Source organism: Microbacterium algihabitans (assembly GCF_032464975.1).
Taxonomy (GTDB): Bacteria; Actinomycetota; Actinomycetes; order Actinomycetales; family Microbacteriaceae; genus Microbacterium; species Microbacterium algihabitans.
The window spans coordinates 69,175-94,212 of the sequence record NZ_JAWDIU010000007.1 but is presented as its reverse complement, the minus strand read 5'-3'; the positions used below and the strand labels follow the sequence as shown (position 1 = coordinate 94,212).

At 69.7% G+C, this 25,038-nt stretch carries 23 protein-coding genes; 22 read left to right on the top strand and 1 reads right to left on the bottom strand.

What is annotated here, in order from left to right; all coding sequences use genetic code 11:
• Positions 1 to 4 precede the first annotated feature (4 nt).
• From ftsW to RWH43_RS16260, 16 genes are all read left to right on the top strand, one after another.
• Complete coding sequence (ftsW, locus tag RWH43_RS16335) at positions 5 to 1,255, top strand: putative lipid II flippase FtsW (protein ID WP_144827969.1); 1,251 nt, start codon at positions 5 to 7, stop codon at positions 1,253 to 1,255.
• An 86-nt stretch (positions 1,256 to 1,341) separates the two neighbouring features.
• Entirely contained in the window at positions 1,342 to 2,415 is a 1,074-nt protein-coding gene (locus RWH43_RS16330; RefSeq protein ID WP_144827966.1) for a UDP-N-acetylglucosamine--N-acetylmuramyl-(pentapeptide) pyrophosphoryl-undecaprenol N-acetylglucosamine transferase, read from the top strand.
• 238 nt (positions 2,416 to 2,653) lie between these two features.
• Entirely contained in the window at positions 2,654 to 4,060 is a 1,407-nt protein-coding gene (gene murC / locus RWH43_RS16325) for a UDP-N-acetylmuramate--L-alanine ligase (RefSeq protein ID WP_316001970.1), read from the top strand.
• 2 nt (positions 4,061 to 4,062) lie between these two features.
• A complete protein-coding gene (locus RWH43_RS16320; protein ID WP_144827960.1) occupies positions 4,063 to 4,989 on the top strand; it encodes a cell division protein FtsQ/DivIB in 927 nt (308 codons plus the stop codon).
• A gap of 151 nt (positions 4,990 to 5,140) precedes the next feature.
• Positions 5,141 to 6,328: a cell division protein FtsZ gene (ftsZ, locus tag RWH43_RS16315; protein ID WP_144827957.1), complete on the top strand. Its 1,188-nt coding sequence runs from the start codon at positions 5,141 to 5,143 to the stop codon at positions 6,326 to 6,328.
• 66 nt (positions 6,329 to 6,394) lie between these two features.
• Positions 6,395 to 7,081 carry a YggS family pyridoxal phosphate-dependent enzyme gene (locus tag RWH43_RS16310; RefSeq protein ID WP_154095841.1) on the top strand — a complete coding sequence of 229 codons (687 nt, stop codon included), beginning with the start codon at positions 6,395 to 6,397 and terminating at the stop codon, positions 7,079 to 7,081.
• A 31-nt stretch (positions 7,082 to 7,112) separates the two neighbouring features.
• Positions 7,113 to 7,583 (top strand): cell division protein SepF, encoded by a 471-nt coding sequence (locus RWH43_RS16305; protein WP_144827952.1) that lies wholly within the window; start codon positions 7,113 to 7,115, stop codon positions 7,581 to 7,583.
• 2 nt (positions 7,584 to 7,585) lie between these two features.
• Positions 7,586 to 7,888 carry a YggT family protein gene (locus RWH43_RS16300; RefSeq protein ID WP_154095839.1) on the top strand — a complete coding sequence of 101 codons (303 nt, stop codon included), beginning with the start codon at positions 7,586 to 7,588 and terminating at the stop codon, positions 7,886 to 7,888.
• A gap of 134 nt (positions 7,889 to 8,022) precedes the next feature.
• A complete protein-coding gene (locus RWH43_RS16295) occupies positions 8,023 to 8,655 on the top strand; it encodes a DivIVA domain-containing protein (protein ID WP_144827946.1) in 633 nt (210 codons plus the stop codon).
• 9 nt (positions 8,656 to 8,664) lie between these two features.
• Entirely contained in the window at positions 8,665 to 9,249 is a 585-nt protein-coding gene (gene lspA, locus RWH43_RS16290; RefSeq protein WP_316001969.1) for a signal peptidase II, read from the top strand.
• 1 nt (position 9,250) lies between these two features.
• On the top strand, positions 9,251 to 10,174 hold the full coding sequence (locus RWH43_RS16285) for an RluA family pseudouridine synthase (protein ID WP_251503635.1): 924 nt from the start codon (positions 9,251 to 9,253) through the stop codon (positions 10,172 to 10,174).
• Positions 10,175 to 10,358: 184 nt separating this feature from the next.
• Positions 10,359 to 13,823 (top strand): DNA polymerase III subunit alpha, encoded by a 3,465-nt coding sequence (gene dnaE / locus RWH43_RS16280; RefSeq protein WP_230704537.1) that lies wholly within the window; start codon positions 10,359 to 10,361, stop codon positions 13,821 to 13,823.
• Between the two features lie 107 nt (positions 13,824 to 13,930).
• Positions 13,931 to 15,271 carry a hypothetical protein gene (locus RWH43_RS16275; RefSeq protein ID WP_230704456.1) on the top strand — a complete coding sequence of 447 codons (1,341 nt, stop codon included), beginning with the start codon at positions 13,931 to 13,933 and terminating at the stop codon, positions 15,269 to 15,271.
• Between the two features lie 211 nt (positions 15,272 to 15,482).
• A complete protein-coding gene (gene hisD / locus RWH43_RS16270; protein WP_144827934.1) occupies positions 15,483 to 16,784 on the top strand; it encodes a histidinol dehydrogenase in 1,302 nt (433 codons plus the stop codon).
• 12 nt (positions 16,785 to 16,796) lie between these two features.
• The gene (gene nrdR, locus RWH43_RS16265; RefSeq protein ID WP_144827930.1) at positions 16,797 to 17,309 is read left to right on the top strand and encodes a transcriptional regulator NrdR; all 513 of its coding nucleotides are present in this window, start codon (positions 16,797 to 16,799) and stop codon (positions 17,307 to 17,309) included.
• A gap of 10 nt (positions 17,310 to 17,319) precedes the next feature.
• A complete protein-coding gene (locus RWH43_RS16260; RefSeq protein ID WP_316001968.1) occupies positions 17,320 to 18,345 on the top strand; it encodes a quinone-dependent dihydroorotate dehydrogenase in 1,026 nt (341 codons plus the stop codon).
• Between the two features lie 193 nt (positions 18,346 to 18,538).
• Here the strand turns inward: RWH43_RS16260 and RWH43_RS16255 are convergent, their stop codons facing one another.
• Entirely contained in the window at positions 18,539 to 19,111 is a 573-nt protein-coding gene (locus tag RWH43_RS16255) for a DUF3043 domain-containing protein (RefSeq protein WP_144827925.1), read from the bottom strand.
• 46 nt (positions 19,112 to 19,157) lie between these two features.
• On the opposite strand from RWH43_RS16255, the gene RWH43_RS16250 reads away from it, so the two are divergent.
• The 6 genes from RWH43_RS16250 to RWH43_RS16225 all read left to right on the top strand — a co-directional run bounded on the left by RWH43_RS16250 (position 19,158) and on the right by RWH43_RS16225 (position 25,023).
• A complete protein-coding gene (locus RWH43_RS16250; RefSeq protein WP_316001967.1) occupies positions 19,158 to 20,552 on the top strand; it encodes a dipeptidase in 1,395 nt (464 codons plus the stop codon).
• 72 nt (positions 20,553 to 20,624) lie between these two features.
• Positions 20,625 to 20,990 carry an iron-sulfur cluster insertion protein ErpA gene (erpA, locus tag RWH43_RS16245; protein WP_056227791.1) on the top strand — a complete coding sequence of 122 codons (366 nt, stop codon included), beginning with the start codon at positions 20,625 to 20,627 and terminating at the stop codon, positions 20,988 to 20,990.
• 165 nt (positions 20,991 to 21,155) lie between these two features.
• Positions 21,156 to 22,040, top strand: coding sequence for an aa3-type cytochrome oxidase subunit II (gene ctaC, locus RWH43_RS16240; protein ID WP_144827919.1), 885 nt, complete (start codon positions 21,156 to 21,158; stop codon positions 22,038 to 22,040).
• 2 nt (positions 22,041 to 22,042) lie between these two features.
• Positions 22,043 to 23,806 carry an aa3-type cytochrome oxidase subunit I gene (ctaD, locus tag RWH43_RS16235; protein WP_144827916.1) on the top strand — a complete coding sequence of 588 codons (1,764 nt, stop codon included), beginning with the start codon at positions 22,043 to 22,045 and terminating at the stop codon, positions 23,804 to 23,806.
• A 4-nt stretch (positions 23,807 to 23,810) separates the two neighbouring features.
• Positions 23,811 to 24,227, top strand: a complete 417-nt coding sequence (locus tag RWH43_RS16230; RefSeq protein WP_144827913.1) for a cytochrome c oxidase subunit 4 — start codon at positions 23,811 to 23,813, stop codon at positions 24,225 to 24,227.
• A gap of 4 nt (positions 24,228 to 24,231) precedes the next feature.
• Positions 24,232 to 25,023, top strand: coding sequence for a PP2C family protein-serine/threonine phosphatase (locus RWH43_RS16225; RefSeq protein ID WP_154095834.1), 792 nt, complete (start codon positions 24,232 to 24,234; stop codon positions 25,021 to 25,023).
• Positions 25,024 to 25,038 lie beyond the last annotated feature (15 nt).

Genomic DNA, 25,038 nt, shown 5'->3' with positions numbered 1-25,038 from the left:
ACGCGTGACCACGACGGCGCCTCGTCCGCGGCAGAGCCCCGACGAACCCGCGCGCGCGGGTCTCGCGGCCCGCGTCTCGCTGGGCCGGGCCTTCCGCCCCGTGCCGAGCGAGTTCCTCCTCATCGCCTCCGCCGCCCTGCTGCTGACCGGATTCGGCCTGGTCATGGTGCTCTCGGCGACCTCGGCGCTCGACAACGGTCAGACGCCGTTCGACCACGTGCTCAAGCAGGGCATCTTCGCCGTGGTCGGCATCCCGCTCATGTTCGTCCTGAGCCGGATGCCGATGCAGTTCTGGAAGCGCGTGGCGTGGCCCGTGCTGATCTTCGCCACGGCGTTCCAGATGCTGGTGTACGTGCCCGGGCTCGGTATCGCCTCGTACGGAAACCGCAACTGGGTGAACATCGCGGGCTTCCAGTTCCAGCCCGCGGAGTTCCTCAAGCTCGCCCTGGCGCTGTGGATGGGCGCGGTGCTGTACCGCAAGCGCCACTTGCTGACGTCGTGGAAGCACGTGTTCATCCCCGTCGTGCCCGTCTCCGTGCTCGTCATCGGCACCGTGCTCGGCGGAAAAGACCTCGGCACCGTGATGATCCTCGTGCTCGTGGTGCTCGGCGCGCTGTTCTTCGCCGGCATCAAGCTGCGCATGTTCGTCATCCCTGCCGTGCTCGCCCTCGCCGTCGTGCTCGCCTCGGCCGTGGGCAGCGAGAACCGCATGGCGCGTATCGCGAGCCTGTTCAACCCCGACGACGCGTCGTGCTACTACACCTCGTGCTACCAGTCGCTGCACGGCATCTGGGGGCTCGCGAGCGGCGGCCTGTTCGGTCTGGGCCTGGGCAACTCGAAGGAGAAGTACGACTGGTTGCCTGCCGCCGCCAACGACTACATCTTCGCCATCATCGGCGAGGAGCTCGGACTCATCGGGTGCATCGTCGTGCTGCTGCTGTTCGCGATCTTCGCGGTGGGCGCGTTCCACATCGTCCGTCGCACCGACGACACCTTCGTGCGCATGATCGCCGGCGCGATCACGCTGTGGATCGTCGGCCAGGCCCTCGTCAACATCGGCGTCGTGCTGCGCATCTTCCCCGTGCTCGGTGTGCCCCTGCCGTTCATGTCGCAGGGCGGAACCTCGCTGCTGTCGGTGCTGATCGCGTGCGGCGTGCTGCTGTCGTGCGCGCGCACGTTGCCCGATCGCCGCACCGAGGTCGTCTCGGCGCCGCGAGCGCCGCGCCGTGGGGCGGCCCCGCGCTCGCGCGGCTGAGCATTTCGCGGCGACACCCCCGTACCCGCTCACGTGGCCGGGGCGCCCCGGGCGGGAACGCCCCGCGACCTCGTTAGGGTCGTACGGTGACGACTTACCTCCTCGCCGGCGGCGGTACCGCCGGGCACGTGAACCCCCTGCTGGCCGTCGCCGACGGCCTCCGCGCGCGCGACGCCGCGGCCGACGTGCTGGTGCTCGGCACCCGGGAGGGTCTCGAGGCGCGGCTTGTGCCCCTGCGTGGCTACGAACTGCTCACGGTCGCCAAGGTGCCCTTCCCGCGTCGCCCCGATCGGGCGGCGGCGGCGTTCCCGATGCGTTTCGTGCGCGCGATCTCGCACGTGAGGCGCCTCATCCGCGAGCGCGGAATCGACGTCGTGGTGGGCTTCGGCGGCTACGCGGCGGCGCCGGCGTATCTCGCCGCGCGGGCCGAGCGCGTGCCGTTCGTCGTGCACGAGGCGAACGCGAAGCCGGGCCTGGCGAACGTGCTGGGCGCGCGGTCGGCCGCGGGCGTGGGCGTCGCGTTCGCCGGAACCCCTCTGCGCGGCGCCCGCGAGGTCGGGATGCCGCTGCGTCGCGAGATCGTCGAGCTCGACGCCGAGGCTCTGCGCGCCGAGGCGGCCGCGCACTTCGGACTCGATGCGGCCAAGCGCACTCTGTTGGTGTTCGGCGGTTCGCTCGGCGCGCTGCGACTGAACACCGCGTTCGGAGGTGCGTGGCAGGACGTGCTCGACGCCGGATGGCAACTGCTGCACGTCACCGGCCAGAACTCCGACCTGCCCGACCCGGGCGTCGAGGGGTACGCCGTCGTGCGCTACGTCGACCGGATGGACCTCGCCTTCGCCCTCGCCGACTTCGTGGTGTCGCGCTCGGGCGCGGCGACCGTCAGCGAGATCAACGCCCTCGGCATCCCCGCCGTCTACGTGCCGTACGCGGTCGGCAACGGCGAGCAGAGCCTCAACGCCGCCGCGGCCGTGCGCGCGGGCGCGGCGCTGCTCATCGCCGACGCCGACCTCACGCCGGAGCGGGTGCGCGCCGAGATCGTGCCGCTGCTCGCCGACGACGAGCGCCGCGACGCCATGCGGGCCGCTGCCGCGCGCACCGGCATCCGCACCGGTACCGAGAACGTGATCGCCCTGGTCGACGAGGCCCTGGCGCGCTGAGCCCCTGACCCCACCCGCCGTCCCCGGTCCGCCCCGGCGCCGTCCGCCCCGGCCCCGCCGTCCTGCGGATTCCGCGCCCGACACGCCGTCCCGGGACGCGGGACCCGCGGCGTGTCGACGGTCGACTCCGCAGGACGGTGGCCGCCCCGACCGCGCCGCCGCCCCGGATCACCCGGCGCCCCGACCGCCAGCGCGCCGAGGCCGACGCGCAGGATCGGCGACGTAAACTCGCTACGCCATGATCAGACCCGACCTGAGCCTCCCCATCCCCGAGACCATCACCTCCGCGCACTTCATCGGCGTGGGGGGATCGGGCATGTCCGGACTCGCCCGCATGTTCCTCGACCGCGGCATCCGGGTCTCCGGCTCCGACCGCTCCGACGGCGCGGCCCTGCGCGACCTCGCCGCCCGCGGCGCGACGGTGCACGTCGGTCACGACGCGGCTCACCTCGGCGACGCCGACACCGTCGTACACACCGGGGCGATCTGGCCCGAGAACCCCGAGTTCGTCACCGCCAAAGAGCGCGGGCTGCACGTGATGCACCGCTCGCAGGCCCTGCACTGGCTCATCGGCGGGCGCCGCCTCGTCTCGGTCGCGGGTGCGCACGGCAAGACCACCTCGACCGGCATGATCGTGACGGCCCTCCGCGCCCTCGAGGTCGACCCGACCTTCGTCAACGGCGGCGTCATCGCCGACCTGGGCGCCTCCAGCGGCACGGGCTCCGACGACCTCGTGGTGATCGAGGCCGACGAGTCCGACGGCACGTTCGAGCTCTACGACACCTCGGTCGCGCTGATCACGAACGTCGACCCCGACCACCTCGACCACTACGGCTCGCGCGACGCGTTCGACGCCGCGTTCGCCCGTTTCGCGAACGCCGCCCGCGAGGCCGTCGTCATCTCGGCCGACGACCCGGGCGCCCGGTCGGTGCGCGAGCGCATCACACACGCGCACGTGGTCACGTTCGGCGAAGACGCCGCAGCCGACGTCCGCCTCAGCGGCATCCGCACCGACGGACCCGTCGCCTTCACCCTCACCGCCGACGGCGAGAGCGTCGACGTGCAGCTGCGCGTGCCCGGCGCCCACAACGCGGTCAACGCCGCCGGCGCGGTCGCCGTGCTGCGCGTGCTCGGGCACTCCCTCGCCGACGCCGCGCGCGCGGTCGAGGGCTTCGGCGGCACGGTCCGCCGGTTCGAGCTGCACGGCGTGCAGCACGGGGTCAGCGTCTTCGACGACTACGCGCACCACCCCACCGAGGTCGCCGCGGCCCTCTCCGCCGCCCGCACCGTCGTGGGCGAGGGGCGCATCATCGCGATCCAGCAGCCCCATACCTACTCGCGCACGCAGGAGATGTACCGCGAGTTCGCCGAGGTGCTCGAGTCGCACGCCGATCACACGGTCATGCTCGACGTGTACGGCGCGCGCGAAGACCCGGTGCCCGGGGTGACGGGAGAGCTGGTGAGCGGAGCGTTCGCCGACCCCACGCACGTGCACTACGTGCCCGACTGGCAGCAGGCGGCCGACTACACCGCCGGCATCGCCCGCCCGGGCGACTACGTCATCACCCTCGGCTGCGGCAACGTGTACCAGATCATCCCGCAGGTGCTCGACGCGCTGTCGCGCACCGAGGCCGCGGCGGTCTGATCGTGGAGCGGCCCTCGCCCCTGCCGTCGACTCCGGCCTCCGCTCGCCCGGCCAAGACCCCGCGCGAGCCGGTCGCCGCGCCGACTGCCGACGAGACCGCTCCGATCCTCCCTCTCGCGCGCACCGAGGTTCCGCCCGTCGACGAGCGGGTTCCGGATGCCGAGGGCGCGAGCCTGCGCGACGTCTGGCGCGCGTCGAGAGCGCGTCGGCGCGCCCTCTCGGCCGAGGTGCGCCGGTTCACGGTGCGCCAGCGCCGCCGTCGCCGCGTGTGGATCGGCGTGGGTGCGGCGTTCCTGGTGATGGTGCTGGGCACCGCCGGAGCGGCGTACAGCCCGCTGTTCGCGGTCGAGAAGATCGACATCGAGGGAGCGTCGTCGCTCGACGTCGCCGCCGTGACCGATGCTCTCAGCGGCCAGATCGGCACTCCTCTCGCCATGGTCGACGACAGTGCGGTCAAGGCCGCGCTCGTGCGCTTCCCGCTCGTGGAGTCGTACACGCTCGAGGCGCGTCCTCCGCACGACCTGGTGGTGCGCATCGTCGAGCGCACGCCGATCGGGGCGATCCAGGGTCCGGCGGGCTTCACGGTGGTGGATGCCGCCGGGGTCGCCCTGTCGACCACGCCCGAGGCTCCGGCCGGTCAGCCCGTGCTCGACATCGCGGGCGGTCCCGACTCTGCGGCGTTCCGTGCGGCGGGCCGGGTCGTCCGGGCACTCCCCGACACCGTGCGCGCGCAGGTGACCGCGGTGTCGGCATCCACCCCCGACGACGTCACGCTGACCCTGGGCGCCACCGGGTCGCGTGTGGTGTGGGGGAGTGCCGACCGTTCGGCCGAGAAGGCGATCGTGCTCGACCGGTTGATGGCCAAGAGCCCGCCGGATCGCGTCAAGGAGTACGACGTGACCTCGCCCGAAGCCGGCGTCGTCCGCTGATATCCGAAGCGATCCTCCGACACTCCGCGTGTCGGTCCCGTGGCGTGCGCGCGGCGACCTACCTTCAACTTAAGGAATTGCATACCGGGCAATTCTTTAACCCTCAACATGAGGTTTAGAGTTTCGGGTTCGGGGACAAACGGAGGCCGGCATGAGCCACAACCAGAACTACCTCGCCGTGATCAAGGTCGTCGGTGTGGGCGGGGGCGGCGTCAACGCCGTCAACCGCATGATCGAGCTCGGCCTGCGCGGCGTGGAGTTCATCGCGATCAACACCGACGCACAGGCGCTGCTCATGAGCGACGCCGACGTCAAGCTCGACGTCGGTCGTGAACTGACGCGCGGCCTGGGTGCCGGCGCCGACCCCGAGGTCGGCCGACGCGCCGCCGAGGACCACGCGGAAGAGATCGAAGAGGCCCTGCGCGGCGCCGACATGGTCTTCGTCACGGCGGGTGAGGGTGGCGGAACGGGCACCGGCGGTGCTCCCGTCGTCGCCAAGATCGCTAAGTCGATCGGCGCCCTGACCATCGGTGTCGTCACCAAGCCCTTCTCGTTCGAGGGTCGTCGTCGTCAGAGCCAGGCGGAGGCAGGTGTGGGCCGGCTGAAAGAAGAGGTCGACACCCTCATCGTCGTCCCGAACGACCGCCTGCTCGAGATCAGCGACCGCGGCATCTCGATGATCGAGGCGTTCGCCACGGCCGACCAGGTGCTGCTCGCCGGTGTCCAGGGCATCACCGACCTCATCACGACCCCCGGTCTCATCAACCTCGACTTCGCCGACGTCAAGTCGGTCATGCAGGGTGCCGGCTCCGCCCTCATGGGCATCGGTTCGTCCCGCGGGGCGGATCGCGCCATCAAGGCCGCCGAGCTCGCCGTCGAGTCGCCGCTGCTCGAGGCCTCGATCGAGGGTGCGCACGGCGTGCTGCTGTCGATCCAGGGTGGCTCGAACCTCGGCATCTTCGAGATCAACGACGCCGCCCAGCTGGTGAAGGAAGCGGCTCACCCCGAGGCCAACATCATCTTCGGTACGGTCATCGACGACACCCTCGGCGACGAGGTGCGCGTGACCGTGATCGCGGCCGGCTTCGACGGCGGCGAGCCCTCGCTGCGCATCGACGCGGTCGGCGCCCAGCGCCCGGCATCCGCCCCGGTCGTCCCCGTCATCCCCGCCGAAGAGGTCGCGCGCGACCTCGACGCGGCCGAGGAGCAGAAGGGCTCGACCGAGCGTGCGCCCGAGCGTCGCCCCGAGCCCGCGCCGGTCACCGCCCGCGTGCCCGAGACCTCGTACGACGCCGGCTACGCCGACGACGACCTCGACGTTCCGGACTTCCTCAAATAAGCACGACCGCCTCGACGAGAGCGGGTCCGGTCTCACCGGGCCCGCTCTCGTCGTCGAAGGAGCCTCATGGACACCGCCCTGGCCGACCGCCTCGCCGCCGTCGACGAGCGCATCCGCGACGCCGCCCGCGCGGCCGGACGCGACCTCGACGAGATCACCCGCATCGTCGTGACGAAGTTCCACCCCGCCGCGCTGGTCACCGACCTGTACGAGCTGGGCGTGCGACACGTCGGCGAGAACCGGCAGCAGGAGCTCACCGCCAAGCGCGCCGAGCTCGACGGCATCCGGGATCTCACCTGGCACTTCATCGGCCAGGCGCAGACGAACAAAGCGCGTGCGGTGCGGGCGTCGGCGGATGCCGTGCACTCGGTCGACCGCGCGCGCATCGCCGACGCGTTGCACGCAGCGGATCCGGATGCCGCGCCCCTCGACGTGCTCGTGCAGGTCAACCTGACCGACGACCCGGGCCGCGGCGGCGTCGACCCCGACGGTGTCCCTGCGCTCGCGACGCACGTGGCGGGCCTGTCGAGCCTGCGACTGCGGGGCGTGATGGCCGTCGCCCCCCTCGACGAAGAACCCGCGCGGGCGTTCGAGCGCCTCCGTCGCTGCGCCGACGCGACACGCGCGGTCGTGGGCGACGCGACGTGGATCTCGGCCGGCATGACCGGCGACTTCCCCGAAGCGATCGAGATGGGCGCGACACACCTGCGGATCGGCTCCGCAATCACGGGCCCGAGACCCGCGCGCCAGTAGCCTCGAACCAGACGAGCGAACGGAGGATGCGATGTCGAACCCCCTGAAGAAGACCATGGTGTACCTGGGCCTCGCCGACGAGGAAGAGACCTATGAGGAGACCGCGCCGCAGCCCATCGCGCGCAAGCAGGCAGCGCCCGCAGCTCCGGTTGAAAAGGCCGCGCCGGTGACCCCCCTGCACCGTCCCACCGTGGTGCGCCAGCCCTCGGTCGGACCCGTGAGCGAAATCCTCACGGTGCACCCCAAGCAGTACCGCGACGCGCAGCTGATCGCCGAGAACTTCCGCGAGGGAATCCCGGTCATCATCAACCTGTCGCAGATGAGCGACGCCGACGCGCGTCGCTTGATCGACTTCGCGAGCGGACTCTCGCTCGGACTGTACGGCCGCATCGAGCGGGTGACGAGCAAGGTGTTCCTGCTCTCTCCCGAGAACATCGCCGTGTCCGGCGACGGTGCGATCGCGCAGGCCGACCCCGAGGGTGCGCCCTTCGCGTCCCAGTAACAGTGGCCGTCCTGAGCCTCATCGGCTCCATCCTCAGTGCGATCCTGTTCGTCTACATCGTGTTCCTGCTCGCGCGCCTGGTGCTCGAGTACATCCCGATGTTCAACCGTGAGTGGCGTCCCCGTGGCGCCACCCTCGTGATCGCCGAGATCGTCTACACCGTGACCGATCCGCCCATCAAGCTGATCCGTCGCGTCGTCCCACCCCTGCGCATCGGGGGGATCGCGATCGACTTCGGTTTCGCGATCGTGATGTTCGTCTGCTTCCTGCTGCTGAGCGTCACGCGGTCCCTCGCGGCCGCGTAACGCCCTCACCGCCGCCCTTCGTCCGTGCCCTTCGACACCGATGGAGGGCGGCGGCTATGCTGTTCCGAAGCGGTACGCCCCGGTGCGACACCCCCATACAGTTCCGATTCAGAGCTCTCGAAAGAGGAAACACCATGGCACTGACCCCCGATGACGTCGTCACCAAGCAGTTCCAGCACGTTCGCTTCAAGGAGGGCTTCGACCCCGATGAGGTCGATGACTTCCTCGACGAGATCGTCGTGGAGTGGCGCAAGACCATCGCCGAGAACGATGAGCTGAAGACCAAGCTCGCGGCGTACGAGTCGGGCGAGGCCGCCCCCGCCACCACCGAGGCCCCCGTCGCCGAGGCGCCCAAGGCCGAGGAGCCCAAGGTCGAAGAGGCCGCTCCGGCCCCCGTCGCCGCCCCGGTCTCGGCTCCCGCGTCGTCCGACGTCGAGCCCGCCGCGCAGAGCGCCGGCATCATCGAGCTCGCGCAGCGTCTGCACGACGAGCACGTCGCCGAGGGCAAGGCCCAGCGCGACCAGCTCATCGGCGAGGCGCAGGCGCAGGCCGCGTCGATCGTGGCCGAGGCCGAGCAGAAGGGCCGCGAAGAGCGTTCGCGTCTCGAGAAGGAGCGCGTGACCCTCGAGGCCCGCATCACCGAGCTGCGCAACTTCGAGCGCGACTACCGCTCGCAGCTGCGTTCGTACATCGAGGGCCAGCTCCGCGACCTCGACACCAACGCGTCTTCCTCGGGCTCGACGCCGGTGTCGGCGATCGGTCTGTAGGCCGACTCTTTGCGCAGTCGATCACCCCTGCGTTCGGCGGCGGCCGGCATCATCATCGCGATCCTCGCGGTACTGGTGCTGGCCGCCGACCAGTTGGCGAAGACCGCCGCGATCGCCTCGCTCCCCGCTGAGCGCGTCGTGCCGATCATCGGCGAATTCCTGCAGTTCTACCTCGTCCGCAACCCCGGAGCGGCGTTCTCGCTCGGCGAGAGCGTCACGTGGTTGTTCACCATCGCGCTGGCCGTCGTGGCCTGCGTGATCATCTACCTCGGCATCCGCCGCGTGCGCTCGCGCCTGTGGGCCGTCGTGCTCGGCCTCCTGCTGGGCGGCGTGCTCGGCAACCTGACCGACCGACTTGCGCGCGAGCCCGGCTTCCCGGTCGGACACGTCGTCGACTTCATCTCGACGCCGTGGATGATGCCCGCCATCTACAACGTGGCCGACATGTTCATCGTCACGATGATGATCTCGGTCGCGCTGCTCGTGCTGTTCGGCCTGCGTCTCGACGGCACCCGCGAGACCCGCGCCTCGCGCGCCGCCGAAGCCGACGCGTCCGACGATGTCGCCGCGCCGCACGACCCGGGCACCCGCTGACATGGAGTCGCGGAGCTTGCCCGTTCCCGACGGGCTCGAGGGAACGCGCATCGACCAGGCGCTGGCCAAGATGCTCGGCTTCTCGCGCACGTTCGCGGCCGAGGTCGCCGACGCCGGGGGAGTGAGCGTCGACGGACGCGTCGCCGGCCGCAGCGACCGCCTGCACGCGGGCGCGTGGTTGAGCGTCGAGTGGGAGCCCAAGCGCGACCCCGAGATCGTTCCGGTGGAGGTGCCCGACCTGGGCATCGTGCACGACGACGACGAGATCGTCGTGGTCGACAAGCCCGCCGGTGTCGCCGCTCACCCCTCCGTGGGGTGGGAGGGCCCGACCGTGCTCGGCGCCCTCGCCGCCGCCGGGTTCCGCATCGCCACGAGCGGCCCGGCCGAGCGCCGCGGCATCGTGCACCGGCTCGACGCCGGCACGAGCGGTCTGATGGTGGTGGCCAAGACCGAGCGCGCCTACACGCTCCTCAAGAGCGCGTTCAAAGAGCGCGAGGTCGACAAGATCTACCACGCCGTGGTGCAGGGGCACCCCGATCCTCTCGCCGGCACCATCGACGCGCCGATCGGACGGCATCCGCACCACTCGTGGAAGTTCGCCGTGACCCCCGACGGCAAGGACTCGATCACCCACTACGAGACCCTCGAGGCCTTCCCGCGCGCCTCGCTGCTCGAGATCCACCTCGAGACCGGGCGCACGCACCAGATCCGCGTGCACATGGCCGCGCACCGGCATCCGTGCGCGGGCGATCCGCTCTACGGCGCCGACCCGACGCTGTCCGCGCGCCTCGGCCTCACCCGCCAGTGGCTGCACGCGCATCGGCTGGCGTTCGCGCACCCGGGCACGGGGGAGCGGGTCGAGTTCGAGTCGCCCTACCCGGCCGACCTCGCGCACGCGCTCGACCTTCTCGGCGACGGCGTCTGATCCCGGCGCGACCGGCGCCGACACGCCGCCGGCGCTGACTCGGCGCCGTCCGACGCGCCCGGTGAACACCCGCGAGCAGGGAGTCCGCCGCGAACATCGAGGGGCCGATGTCGGAGGCCGAACGTAGACTCGATCCGTGGCAGCAGACTCCTTCGTTCACCTTCACGTGCACAGCGAGTATTCGATGCTCGACGGCGCGGCGCGCATCGGTCCGATGGTCCAAGAGGCCGTCACACAGGGCATGCCCGCGATCGCCGTGACCGACCACGGCAACACCTTCGCGGCGTACGAGTTCTACAAGACCGCGAAAGACGCCGGCATCAAGCCGATCATCGGCATCGAGGCCTACGTCACCCCCGGCACCCACCGTTCCGACAAGACGCGCGTGCGCTGGGGCACCCCCGAGCAGCAGAGCGACGACGTGTCGGGTTCGGGCGCCTACACCCACATGACCCTGCTGTCCGAGACGACGCAGGGCATGCACAACCTGTTCCGCCTGTCGTCCAAGGCGAGCATGGAGGGCTACTACTTCAAGCCCCGCATGGACCGCGAACTGCTGCAGACCTACAGCAAGGGCCTGATCGCGACGACCGGCTGCCCCTCGGGCGAGGTGCAGACGCGCCTGCGCCTCGGGCAGTACGAGGCCGCCCGCGCCGCCGCGGCGGAGTTCCAGGACATCTTCGGCAAAGACAACTACTTCGCCGAGATCATGGACCACGGGCTGTCGATCGAACGCCGGGTCATGAGCGACCTGCTCAAGCTGTCGAAAGACCTCGGCATCCCGCTCCTCGGCACGAACGACCTCCATTACACGCACCAGCACGACGCGACCAGCCACGCGGCGCTGCTCTGCGTGCAGTCGGGTTCGACCCTCGACGATCCGAAGCGCTTCAAGTTCGACGGAGACGGCTACTACGTCAAGTCGCCCGCCGAGATGCGGCAGGTCTTCCGCGACCATCCCGAGGCCTGCGACAACACCCTGCTGATCGCCGAGCGCTGCGAGGTCGAGTTCGACACCTCGGCCAACTACATGCCCCGCTTCCCCGTCCCCGAGGGCGAGACCGAGGGCAGCTGGATGATCAAAGAGGTCGAGAACGGCCTGAACGACCGCTACCCCGACGGCATCCCGGATGCCGTGCGCAAGCAGGCCGAGTACGAGACCGACGTCATCCTGCAGATGGGGTTCCCGGGCTACTTCCTCGTCGTCGCCGACTTCATCAACTGGGCCAAGCGCAACGGCATCCGCGTCGGACCCGGTCGCGGGTCGGGCGCCGGCTCGATGGTCGCCTACGCGATGAAGATCACCGATCTCGACCCCCTGCAGCACGGTCTCATCTTCGAGCGCTTCCTCAACCCCGACCGCGTCTCCATGCCCGACTTCGACGTCGACTTCGACGACCGTCGTCGTGGCGAGGTCATCCAGTACGTCACCGAGAAGTACGGCGACGAGCGCGTCGCGCAGATCGTGACGTACGGCACCATCAAGGCCAAGCAGGCGCTGAAAGACGCCGGTCGCGTGCTCGGCTTCCCCTTCAGCATGGGCGACAAGCTCACCAAGGCCATGCCGCCCGCGGTGATGGGCAAAGACATGCCGCTCGACGGCATGTTCAACCCCGAGCACCCGCGCTACAAAGAGGCGAGCGAGTTCCGCACGCTCATCGAGACCGACGCCGAGGCGAAGACGGTGTTCGACACCGCGCTCGGTCTCGAGAACCTCAAGCGCCAGTGGGGCGTGCACGCGGCCGGTGTGATCATGTCGAGCGAGCCGCTGATCGACATCATCCCGATCATGCGCCGCGAGCAAGACGGTCAGATCGTCACGCAGTTCGACTACCCGGCCTGCGAGTCGCTCGGCCTGATCAAGATGGACTTCCTGGGGTTGCGCAACCTCACGATCATCAACGACGCGCTCGACAACATCGAAGCCAACCGCGGCCACCCCCTCGTGCTCGAAGAGCTCGAGCTCGACGACCCCGCGTCGTACGAACTGCTCGCTCGCGGCGACACGCTGGGCGTGTTCCAGCTCGACGGGGGGCCGATGCGCTCGCTCCTGCGCCTGATGCGCCCCGACAACTTCGAGGACATCTCGGCGGTGCTCGCGCTGTACCGCCCGGGCCCCATGGGCGTGAACTCGCACATCAACTACGCGCTGCGAAAGAACAAGCAGCAGGAGATCGAGCCGATCCACCCCGAGCTCGAAGAGCCGCTGGCCGACATCCTCGACACCACCTACGGCCTGATCGTGTACCAGGAGCAGGTGATGGCCGTCGCCCAGCGCGTCGCCGGATACACCCTCGGCCAGGCCGACCTGCTGCGCCGCGCGATGGGCAAGAAGAAGAAGAGCGAGCTCGACAAGCAGAAAGAGATCTTCTTCGGCGGCATGACCGAGCGCGGCTTCGGCGACGTCGCACAGCAGACGCTGTGGAAGGTGCTCGAGTCGTTCGCCGACTACGCCTTCAACAAGGCGCACACCGCGGCCTACGGTCTCGTGTCGTACTGGACGGCCTACCTCAAGGCGCATTACCCGGCCGAGTACATGGCCGCCCTGCTCACCAGCGTGGGCGACTCCAAAGACAAGATGGCGGTGTACCTCAACGAGTGCCGCCGCATGGGCATCAAAGTGCTGCCGCCCGACGTCAACGAGTCGATCCGGTACTTCGCGGCCGTCGGCGAAGACATCCGCTTCGGCCTCGGCGCCGTCCGCAACGTGGGCACCAACGTCGTCGAAGGGATCGTCGCGTCGCGGCAGGACGCCAAGTACACGTCGTTCCACGACTTCCTCGCGAAGGTCCCCGCGCACGCGGCGAACAAGCGCACCGTGGAGTCCCTCATCAAGGCGGGGGCGTTCGACTCACTCGGGTCCACGCGCCGCGCGCTCATCGAGGTGCACGAAGACGCCTGCGAGGGCGCCGTGATCGACAAGAAGCGCGAGGCGAACGGCGAGGTCGGTTTCGACTTCGACTCGCTGTGGGACGAACCGCAACAGGTCGTCAAGGTGCCCGAGCGACCCGAGTGGACCAAGAAGGACAAGCTCGCGTTCGAGCGCGAGATGCTCGGCCTCTACGTCTCCGACCACCCTCTGGCGGGTCTCGAGGTGCCGTTGGCGAAGCACGCGTCCACCTCCATCCACGATCTGCTGGCGTCCGAAGACGTGCAGGACGGCGATCAGGTGACCGTGGCGGGTCTGCTCACGAGCGTGCAGCACCGCGTCGCCAAACAGAGCGGCAATCCCTACGGCATGGTCACCGTCGAGGACTTCAACGGCGAGGTGACCGTGATGTTCATGGGCAAGACCTACGCCGAGTTCGCCCCGGCGCTGGTCGCCGACTCGATCATGGTCGTGCGCGGGCGCGTGTCTCGTCGCGACGACGGGCTGAATCTGCACGCCCAAAGCGCTTTCGCCCCCGATCTCGAAGGACTCGACGAGACCGGGGGACTCACGCTGGTCGTCCCCGAGCAGCGGGCCAACGAGGCGCTCGTCGGCGAGCTCGCGCAGATGCTCCGTCGCCACGCCGGCTCGACCGAGGTGCAGCTCAAGCTTCACAAGGGCGGCACCGCGAAGGTCTTCGAAGTGCCGATGCCCGTGCGCGTGACGGCCGACCTCTTCGGAGAGCTCAAGGGCCTGCTCGGCCCCAACTGCCTCGGCTGAGGTCACCGCCGCCTCTTCCTCCTGCTTCCGCCGCAAGCCCAGCGGATGCCGTAGACCACCTGGTTAGGATGACCGGGCGCTTCGGCGCCTCTGTCGAAAGGACCACCGTGACCGATCAGAACCCCCACGACGGCGTCACGTCTCCCGATGCCCCCGACGAGCGCGACACCGTCGCCCCCGTCGTCCCCGATGTCTCCGCGCACGAAGCCGCGGAACGCGACACCTTCCCGCACACCGGCACCCGTTCGGCCGACGCCGACGGCGACATGCTCGACGACGATTCCTCGTCCTCGGCCGGCTACGCGGCCGCCGCGAGCGCACGCTCCTCGCGTGCCGAGCACACCCCCGTGTCATCCGTCCCCGCGGCGTCTCACGCCAACGCCGCAGCGCACGACCGCGACCGTGAGCGCCCCTCGGGCGACGTGCAGTACGGCGTCGGACCGTTCTCGATCCGCGAGGTCAGCCTGCTGGGCATCTGGGTCGTGGCGTTCTTCGTCTCGTTCTTCCGCACGAACATCCTCGACTCGCCGTCGGGGGTGCTGATCGGCGGACAGAACGTCTGGCTGTCGGGGCTGTGGTGGATCCCGACCGTCGCGCTGCCCACCGTCGCGGTGGGGCTCCTCGTGCTGCGTCGCCTGTCGCCGCAGGGCATCCGCCGCGTCGGATCGCTCGGCATCGACCAGTTCGCCTCCGTCGCGTTCACGGTCTCGGCCCTCGTCTGGGTCGCATGGGTGTGGGACACCGTAGCCGTGTTCAACGAGACGGGCATCTGGACGCGCTCCTGGGTCATCTGGGTCGAGGCGGTGCTCCTCCTCGCCGGAGTCGTGCTCACGGTCTTCGCGCCGTTCATCCCTCCGTTCTCGGCCGACTTCCGCGGCCGCGAAGAGGTCGCCGCGCACCGCAACGCGCGCCCGATTCGCCCCGTCACCGCGCGTCCGCGTACGCCGCGACCGGCCCGCACCGCGGCGACGACGCATCCGGCACCCGTCGAGGACGCACCGACGCCCGGCAGCTACACGGGCTCGACCGATCTGCCGCACGCCGAGGCCGAGGCGCACCCGCGCACGAGCGTGATGCCCGCCGCGCACGACGACAACGACACCGACGTGTTCGCGTCGCTGCGCGACGACCACGACGCCGACGAGCACCGCACCGGCTACGCGCGTCGCAGCAGCGACGCCCACACCGCGCTCTCGGAGCAGCCGAGCGACCGCGACCACCACGAGCACGCGCGCGACGAGCACGAGGCGCACCCGCACGCGCAGGCGTTCTGGGCGCTCGTCCCCGAGGAGCGCGACGTGGTCGACGATTACGGCACGCCGATCTTCCGCATCGGACCCACCGCGTGGGCCCTCGTCATCGAGGACCGCGGAGAGGCGTTCGTCGTCCGCCACGACGACGGTCGCATCGGCTACCTGCACGACGTCTCGGGAGTGACCCGCGGCTGAGGCCGACCCGAAAGGGGTCGCTGCGTTTCTCGCAGCGGCCCCTTTCGTCGTTCCCGGGTCGGAGCGGGGCGACCTCGGTGCCACCATCCTCCCCGGTGGGCTTCGATGCCCTCCTGGCGTCGAGCTGACTGCCGCGCCGCGCGCCTGAGCACACGCTGCGAGCCCACGCGGGCGCGCGAGGGCGTCCGCGGGCGGCCGGTAGCCTGGACGCATGCTCCGCACGATCGATCTCCGCGGCCGCGTGCTCTCGCCGGCCGAGCTCCTCGCCGTCGTCCCCCGCGCCGACGCCGCCCGTGACGAGGCCCTCGCCACGGCCGCGCGACTCGTCGACGACGTCGCCCGTCGGGGCGAAGAAGCCCTTCGGGAGCAGGCTGCGCGCTTCGATCGGGTCACCGACCACGCCCTGCGGGTTCCCGCCGACCACCTCGACGAGGCGCTGCGCGACCTCGATCCCGGCATCCGTTCCGCCCTCGACGAGGCGATCGCGCGCGTGCGTCGAGCCTCGGCGGCGCAGGTGCCCGCCCCGGTCGTGACCGAACTCGGCGAAGGCGCTCGCGTGACGCAGCGCTGGCAGCCCGTGCGCCGGGTCGGTCTCTACGTGCCGGGCGGCAAGGCCGTCTACCCCTCCAGCGTGGTGATGAACGTCGTGCCCGCGCAGGTCGCCGGTGTGCGCGAGGTCGCGCTCGCCTCCCCGCCGCAGTCGGAGTTCGGCGGTCGCGTGCACCCCGTCATCCTCGCCGCGGCCAAGCTGCTCGGCGTCACCGAGGTCTACGCGATGGGCGGCGCCGGGGCCATCGGCGCCTTCGCCTACGGCGTGGCCGAGATCGGACTCGACCCCGTCGACGTCGTCACGGGGCCGGGCAACAACTTCGTCGCCTCGGCCAAGCGCGCCGTCGCCGGCCGCGTGGGCACCGACTCCGAGGCGGGGGCCACCGAGATCCTCGTCGTCGCCGACGACAGCGCGGTTCCGGCCCTCGTGGCGGCCGACCTCGTCAGCCAGGCCGAGCACGACGAACAGGCCTCCGCGGTCCTGGTCACCGACTCGGTCGCCCTGGCCGACGCGGTCGCCGCCGCGCTTCCCGCCCGGGTCGAGGCCACCCGCCACACCGAGCGCGTCACCGCCGCGTTCCACGGACCGCAGTCCGCGGTCGTGCTCGTCGACGACATCGCGCAGGCCACCGCCTTCAGCAACGCGTACGCGCCGGAGCACCTCGAACTGCACCTGGCCGACCCCCGGCCCGAAGACTTCGTCAACGCCGGTGCCGTGTTCGTCGGGCCGTACACGCCGGTCAGCCTCGGCGACTACCTCGCAGGCAGCAACCACGTGCTGCCCACCGGGGGACAGGCGCGCTACGGCGCCGGGCTGTCCGCCGCGACCTTCCTCCGCCCTCAGCAGGTCGTCGAATACGACCGCGCGGCCCTCGCCGCCGTGCACGAGGCGATCGTCACCCTGGCCGACGCCGAGGCTCTGCCCGCGCACGGCGAGGCCGTCACCGCGCGGTTCGACGCGTAGGCCGGAGTCGTCATGCACTGTCCTTTCTGCCGCAACCCCGACTCGCGGGTCATCGACTCCCGCACGAGCGATGACGGCCTCAGCATCCGTCGTCGTCGTCAGTGCCCGAAGTGCGGTGGCCGCTTCTCGACCGTCGAGACCGCGGGCCTGAACGTCATCAAGCGCTCGGGCGTGGTCGAGCCGTTCAGTCGCGAGAAGGTCATGTCGGGTGCGCGCAAGGCGTGCCAGGGGCGTCCCGTGACGGATGCCGATCTCGCCGTCCTCGCGCAGAAGGTCGAAGAGGCCATTCGCCAGACCGGATCGTCGCAGATCGAGGCGAACGAGATCGGCCTCTCGATCCTCGGCCCCCTTCGCGAACTCGACGAAGTCGCATACCTGCGCTTCGCGAGCGTGTATCAGGCCTTCGATTCGCTCGAGGACTTCGAGGCGGCCATCGCCCAGCTCCGCGCCGACCACGCCGGCCGGACGGATTCCGATGCGCAGTCGGATGCGGAGCGGACGAGCGAGCACGATACCGTCCAGTAATCTGGCCGGGATGTATCCCCTCCTCTTCCGCACGGTTCTCACCCGCTTCGATCCCGAGTTCGCCCATCACCTGGGCGCCCTCGTCATCCGTGTCGCGGGTGTCGAGCCGGTGGCATCCGTTCTGCGTCGTTTCACCGCCCCGGCTCCCGACCAGCGCGTGCACGCGCTCGGGCTGACCTTCGAGTCGCCGTTCGGGGTCGCGGCCGGCTTCGACAAGAACGTCACCATGGGCCGCGGCCTGGGTGCGCTCGGATTCGGTCACGTCGAGGTGGGAACCGTCACCGCCCTGCCGCAGCCCGGCAACCCCAAGCCCCGTCTGTTCCGGCTCGTCGTCGACCGTGCCGTCGTCAACCGGATGGGCTTCAACAACGAGGGAGCCGCCGTCGCCGCCACCCGCCTGCGGCGCCTGCGCCGAGCGCGACGTCGCCCGGTCATCGGGGTCAACATCGGCAAGAGCCGCGTGGTCGCCGTCGACGACGCCACGACCGACTACGTCCGCTCCGCCCGCCTGCTCGCCCCGCTCGCCGACTACCTCGTCGTCAACGTCTCGTCGCCGAACACTCCGGGCCTACGCGGCCTGCAGGCGGTTGAGACGCTGCGCCCGCTGCTGACCGCGGTGAAGGACGCCGCCGGCGGCACGCCCCTGTTGGTCAAGATCGCGCCCGATCTCGCCGACGACGAGGTGCAGCAGATCGCGCGGCTCGCCGTCGACACGGGGCTCGCGGGCCTCATCGCCACGAACACGACCATCGAGCGGGCCGGGCTGCGCACGCCGGCGGCGACGGTCGAGGCGGCCGGGGCGGGAGGACTCTCGGGAGCACCGCTCAAGCAGCGTTCCCTCGACGTGCTGCGCCTCGTGCGCGCGGCCGTGCCGGCGGAATTCGTCGTCATCTCCGCCGGGGGAGTGGAGACGGCCGACGACGTGCGGGAGCGCGTCGACGCCGGAGCCACCCTCGTGCAGGGCTACACCGGGTTCCTGTACCGCGGTCCGCTCTGGGCTCGCCAGATCAACCGGGGTCTCGCGCGCGGGCGCTGACCTCCGGGCTTCGCGTCCCGGTCGCTCCGCGACCGCACGTCGAGTGTCCACGACACGCCGCGCCCGGTCGGGTCGAACGGCGTGTCTCGGACGGTCAACGCGGGAGCGGGCCTCGACGCGCGTGGCGCGAAGCGACCCCGCGAACGACGAAGCGGCGCGCCCGGAGGCACGCCGCTCGGTCACATCCGTCGGATCAGACGGGGTACTGTCCGCGCTTGACCTGCGCCTTGGGCAGGCGCATGAAGCGCATCTGCACGGTGCGCATCGCGGCGTACCAGCCCAGGCCCTTCTCGAGACGCGTCTCGCCGAACTTCTCCTTCGCCGCGCGCTTGACGCGAATCGAGGTGATGATCATGTCGCCGACGACGAAGAGGATGAAGATCCAGAGCGCCACGAACGACCAGTACTGGAAGAACGCGACGGGGATCAGCGTCGCCACGATCACGAGCACCATGAAGGGCATCACGCCCTCGCCGAGGTGCCAGCCGGCGTCGACGAAGTCGCGCGCGAACCGGCGCTGCGGGCCGCGGTCGCGGACCGGGAGGTACTTCTCCTCGCCGGCGGCCATGCCGATGCGGGCCTTCTCGCGCTGCGCGGCGAGCTCTGCACGCGCGCGGGCCTTGGCCTCTTTCGTGTCGGGCACCAGCGGACGCTTGCGGGCGGCCTCCTGCTCGGCGCGCGACGGGGTGGCGCGGCCCTTGCCGAATCCACTCACCGTCGGGTCGACGGGGGTGTCGTTGGGGGCGGGGGCGGGGGACTTGGCCACGGGAAACCTCGGTGCTTCGCTGATCGGGAGATTTAAGATTACCCGCATGACCCTCGACCTGTCCCGGCAGGACGCTGTGCAAAACGCAGCGGACGCCGGCATCCCCTCCGCCCTGGCCGACCTCGGCTCCCTCGTGCGCATCCCCTCGATCGCCTGGCCGGCGTTCGACCAATCGGCCCTCGTGAAGAGTGCGGATGCCGTCGCCGCCCTCCTCGAGGGCACCGGCGTCTTCGACTCGGTCGAGGTGAAGCGCGCCGCGATCCCCGGAACCGACGAGTTCGGCCAGCCCGCCGTCCTCGCCACGCGCGCCGCGCGCAACGGGCGGCCCACCGTGCTGCTCTACGCCCACCACGACGTGCAGCCTCCGGGCGACGAGGCGCTGTGGGACTCACCGCCGTTCGAGCCCACCGTCCGCGACGGTCGCCTCTACGGTCGTGGCGCCGCCGACGACAAGGCCGGGATCATGGCGCACGTCGGCGCGATCCGCGCGGTCGCCGAGGTGCTCGGCGACGACCTCGACCTCGGCATCGCCGTCTTCATCGAGGGCGAAGAAGAGTACGGCTCGCGCTCGTTCGCCCAGTTCCTCGCCGACAACGCCGACGTGCTGCGCGCCGACGTGATCGTCGTGGCCGACTCGGGCAACTGGGACGAGCGCACGCCCGGGCTCACCGTCTCACTGCGTGGCAACGCCCGCTTCACCCTGACCGTCCGCACCCTCGAGCACGCATCGCACTCGGGCATGATGGGCGGCGCGGTTCCGGATGCCATGCTCGCCACCGTCAAGCTGCTCGCGACCCTGTGGGACGACGACGGCGCGGTCGCGGTGGAAGGCCTCGCCGTGCGCGACGCCGAGACCCCCGCCTACGACGAGGCGACGCTGCGCGCGGAGTCGGGCCTGCTCGAGGGCGTCAGCCCGATCGGGCGCGACTCGATCCTCAGCCGCATCTGGAACAAGCCCTCGGTCACCATCACCGGCTGGGATGCCACGCCCGTCGAGGCCGCGTCGAACACGTTGGCGCCGCAGACGAGCGTCGTCATCAGCGCGCGGGTCGCCCCGGGGCAGGATGCCGAAGAGGCCTTCGCGGCGGTCGAGAAGCACCTGCGCGCGCACGCGCCGTTCGGTGCGCAGCTGGAGTTCACCGACGTCGACTGCGGCGACTCCTTCCTCGTCGACACCAGTGGATGGGCGGTGGGGGAGGCCCGCGCGGCCTTCGCCGACGGATACGGTGTCGACTCGGTCGACGTCGGCATCGGCGGCTCGATCCCCTTCATCTCCGACCTCGTGCGCGAGTTCCCGTCGGCGCAGATCCTCGTGACCGGCGTCGAAGACCCTCACGCGCGTGCGCACAGCCCGAACGAGTCGCTGCACCTCGACACGTTCCGCAACGCGCTGGTGTCGGAGGCGCTGCTGCTCACTCGTCTGAACGGCCGCACGGTCTGATCGGATCCGCGGGGGCGCGACGGGCGTAGACTCGTGACGTCCCCGCGACCGATCAACCCGAAGGGCATCGCCATGACCGACACCACTCTGTCGTCCTCCGCCGAGACCCGCGAGCACGGCGTGGGCCTGACCGCGGCCGCCTCCGACAAGGTCAAGAGCCTTCTCTCCCAGGAGGGCCGCGACGACCTGCGCCTGCGCGTCGCCGTCCAGCCCGGCGGATGCTCCGGCCTCATCTACCAGCTCTACTTCGACGAGCGCTATCTCGACGGCGACAAGGTCGTCGACTTCGACGGCGTCGAGGTCATCGTCGACGACATGAGCGTGCCGTACCTCGACGGTGCGAACATCGACTTCAAGGACACGATCTCGGAGCAGGGGTTCACGATCGACAACCCCAACGCCCAGGGCTCCTGCGCCTGCGGCGACAGCTTCCACTGACTCCCGACGCCGTTCGACGGCGCCGACACGAGGGCCCCCGTTTTCCTGGAATCTCCTATGGAAAGCGGGGGTTCTCGATGTCTCGGCACTGGACGAATGGCCTGAGAGTGGTGAGAGGTTGCCCTAGACTGTCAGAGCTACATCCACGACCCGGAAAGGTGCATTGTGCCCTCCAAACGTCGCCTTCGCTGGGCAGCGCTTCCCCTCGGAATCGCCTCCGTCGCCGCTCTCTCCGGCTGCACCACGACTCAGCTCCACGGCTTCCTGCCCGGCTTCGTCGATGACGGCACGCCTGCCACGAACCACACCGACATGGTCGCCGGTCTGTGGGTCAACTCCTGGATCGTGCTCCTCGCGGTCGGCGTCATCACGTGGGGCCTCATGCTCTGGTCGGTCATCGCGTACCGCCGCCGCAAGGGCCAGTCCGGTCTTCCGGTGCAGCTGCGCTACAACATGCCGGTCGAGATCTTCTACACGATCGTCCCGCTGATCCTCGTGGTCGGGTTCTTCGCGTTCACCGCGCGTGACCAGAACACGCTCGAGACGCAGTACGACGACCCCGACGTCTCCATCACCGCCTACGGCAAGCAGTGGGCGTGGGACTTCCAGTACAACGGCGAGCAGGAGGACAACTCCGACGCCGTGTACTCCATGGGTGTGCAGGCCAAGGCCACGTCCGACGGTTACGACCTCCAGGACGTGCCCACCCTCTACCTGCCGGTGAACAAGACGGTGAAGATCGACCTGCGCTCGCGCGACGTCATCCACTCCTTCTGGATCATCGACTTCCTCTACAAGAAAGACATGTACATCGGTCGTGACAACGAGTGGTCGTTCACGCCCACCCGTGAGGGCACGTACGAGGGCAAGTGCGCCGAGCTCTGCGGTGAATACCACTCCGCGATGCTCTTCAACGTGAAGGTCGTCAGCGACGACGAGTACGAGGCATACCTCGGCTCGCTCCGTGAGGCCGGCAACACGGGCGACATCAGCGACCTGACCCGTCTGCAGAACCTCACGACGACCGGTACGGCCGAAGGGAACGAGTGATCATGGCCACGACGCTTCCGCTCCAGGGGACAGGGCCTTCGCGCCCGACGACTCTCCCGCCGCGTCAAGCCGCTCTGCTGAGCACCTCGCGTGTCGAGCAGAAGGGCAACCTGGTCGTCAAGTGGATCACCTCCACCGACCACAAGACGATCGGGTACATGTACCTGATCGCCTCCGTCATCTTCTTCATGCTCGGTGGCGTCATGGCGCTGATCATCCGTGCGGAGCTCTTCGAGCCCGGCATGCAGATCATCCCGACCAAGGAGCAGTACAACCAGCTGTTCACGATGCACGGCACGATCATGCTGCTGATGTTCGCGACGCCGCTGTTCGCCGGCTTCGCCAACGCGCTGCTGCCGCTGCAGATCGGCGCGCCCGACGTGGCGTTCCCGCGTCTGAACGCCTTCGCCTTCTGGCTGTTCCTCTTCGGCTCCACGATCGCGGTGTCGGGATTCCTCACCCCGCAGGGTGCGGCCGGCTTCGGCTGGTTCGCGTATCAGCCCCTCGCGAATGCGAGCTTCTCTCCGGGCGTCGGCGGAAACCTCTGGATGCTAGGTCTCGGCATCAGCGGTTTCGGCACGATCCTCGGTGCGGTCAACTTCATCACCACGATCCTGACGATGCGCGCCCCGGGTATGACCATGTGGCGCATGCCGATCTTCTCGTGGAACACGCTCATCACGAGCATCCTGATCCTGCTCGCGTTCCCCGTGCTGGCCGCGGCGATCTTCGCCGCCGCCGCGGACCGCGTGCTGGGCTCGCACATCTACAGCCCTGAGAACGGCGGCGTCCTGCTCTGGCAGCACCTGTTCTGGTTCTTCGGTCACCCCGAGGTGTACATCATCGCGCTGCCGTTCTTCGGCATCGTCTCCGAGATCTTCCCGGTGTTCAGCCGCAAGCCGATCTTCGGATACAAGACCCTCGTCTACGCGACCATCGCCATCGCGGCGCTCTCGGTCGCGGTGTGGGCGCACCACATGTACGTCACGGGTGGAGTGCTCCTGCCGTTCTTCGCCCTGATGACGATGCTCATCGCGGTGCCGACCGGTGTGAAGATCTTCAACTGGATCGGAACCCTCTGGCGCGGTTCGGTGACGTTCGAGACCCCGATGGTGTTCGCCCTCGGCTTCCTCGTGTCGTTCGTCTTCGGTGGTCTGACCGGTGTCATCCTCGCGTCGCCCCCGCTCGACTTCCACCTCTCCGACTCCTACTTCGTCGTGGCGCACTTCCACTACGTGGTCTTCGGAACAGTCGTGTTCGCGATGTTCGCGGGCTTCTACTTCTGGTGGCCGAAGTGGACCGGCAAGATGCTCAACGAGCGTCTGGGCATGGTGCACTTCTGGATGCTGTTCGTCGGCTTCCACATGACCTTCCTCATCCAGCACTGGTTGGGTGTCGACGGCATGGTCCGTCGCTACGCCGACTACGCGGCCGCCGATGGATGGACCTGGGAGAACCAGCTGTCCACGGTGGGCTCGATGATCCTCGGCGCCTCGATGATCCCGTTCCTGCTGAACGTCTGGATCACGGCCCGCAAGGCGCCGCGAGTGACCGTCGACGACCCGTGGGGCTACGGAGCTTCGCTCGAGTGGGCGACGTCGTGCCCGCCGCCGCGTCACAACTTCACCTCGATCCCGCGTATCCGCAGCGAGCGTCCCGCGTTCGACCTGAACCACCCCGAGGCCGGCATCCCGGTCGGTGTGGGGCCGGCCAAGGACGCCCCCGACGCCCCCGTCGTGGATCACGCAGCCGGAGAGGTCAAGTAAGAACATGCGTACCAACGTCAACCTCTGGTGGATCCTCGCGGTCTTCGCCTTCCTCATCTCGGCCGTCTACACCGTCTGGAGCCTCATCCAGCATGGTGGGGTCGAGTGGGTCGGCACCGTCGCTCTGGCCTTCCTCGGCCTGATGTCGTCAATGATCGCGTTCTACATCGGCCGCGTGCACAAGTCGCAGCGCGGTGAGCTGCCCGAAGACCTGCTGACGGCCGACATCGACGACGGCGACCCCGAGATGGGCGAGTTCAGCCCGTGGTCGTGGTGGCCCATCATCCTCGCCGGTTCGGCTGCGATCGCGGTGATCGGCCTCGCGGTCGGCAGCTGGCTCGTGCCCGTGGGCTTCGTCGTGTTCGCGATCGCGATCGTCGGCTGGGTGTACGAGTACTACCGCGGGTACTTCGCGCGCTGATCCTGTGCCCATTCGGTTGAATGCGGCCGCCGTCTCCGACGCCGGCGCCCACCGTCCCACCAACCAGGACGCCGCTTTCGCGGCGTCCTGGGGTGCGGCGGTGGCAGATGGCGTCGGGGGAGGCCCTTCGGGAGACCTTGCCTCCGCCGCTCTCCTTCATCGGCTCGTCGCCACCAGCGGTGGCGGGATGGATGCCGATGGTCTGCTCGTTCGCATCCGCGAGGCGAACTGGGACATCCGTGCTCACGTCGAGCGCGATCCCGCCCTGCAGGGGATGGCGACCACCTTCACGGGGCTCTTCCTCAGCACGGGTGGCGAGCTCCTTCTCGCGCACACGGGCGACTCGCGTGCGTACCTGCTGCGCGATGGCGACTTCACGCGCGAGACGCGTGACGACTCCTACGTGCAGGCTCTCGTCGACCACGGCATCATTCCGCCGGAGGCCGCGCAGGCGCACCCGCGCCGGAACATCATCACCGCCTCTCTCGGGGGTGCGGAGGGCGATGTCGTCTCGGTCGCCGAGCGTCCGCCGGTCGTCGGTGATCGGTGGGTGCTCTGCAGCGACGGTCTGACGGACTACGTTCCCGAGGCGGACGTCGCTCGGCTCGTCGCCGAGGCCTCGGATCCCCGCGCCGCTGCCGCGTCTGCGGTCGCTCTCGCCCTCGAAGCAGGGACCCGCGACAACGTCACCGTCGTGGTGTGCGACGTCGTCGACGACGACGAGCCGAGCGGAGTCGACCCGATCTTCTTCGGCTCAGCCGCGCGGTGGTTCGCTGAAGACGTCGAGACCGCCTGACGGACGCGGGCTCGG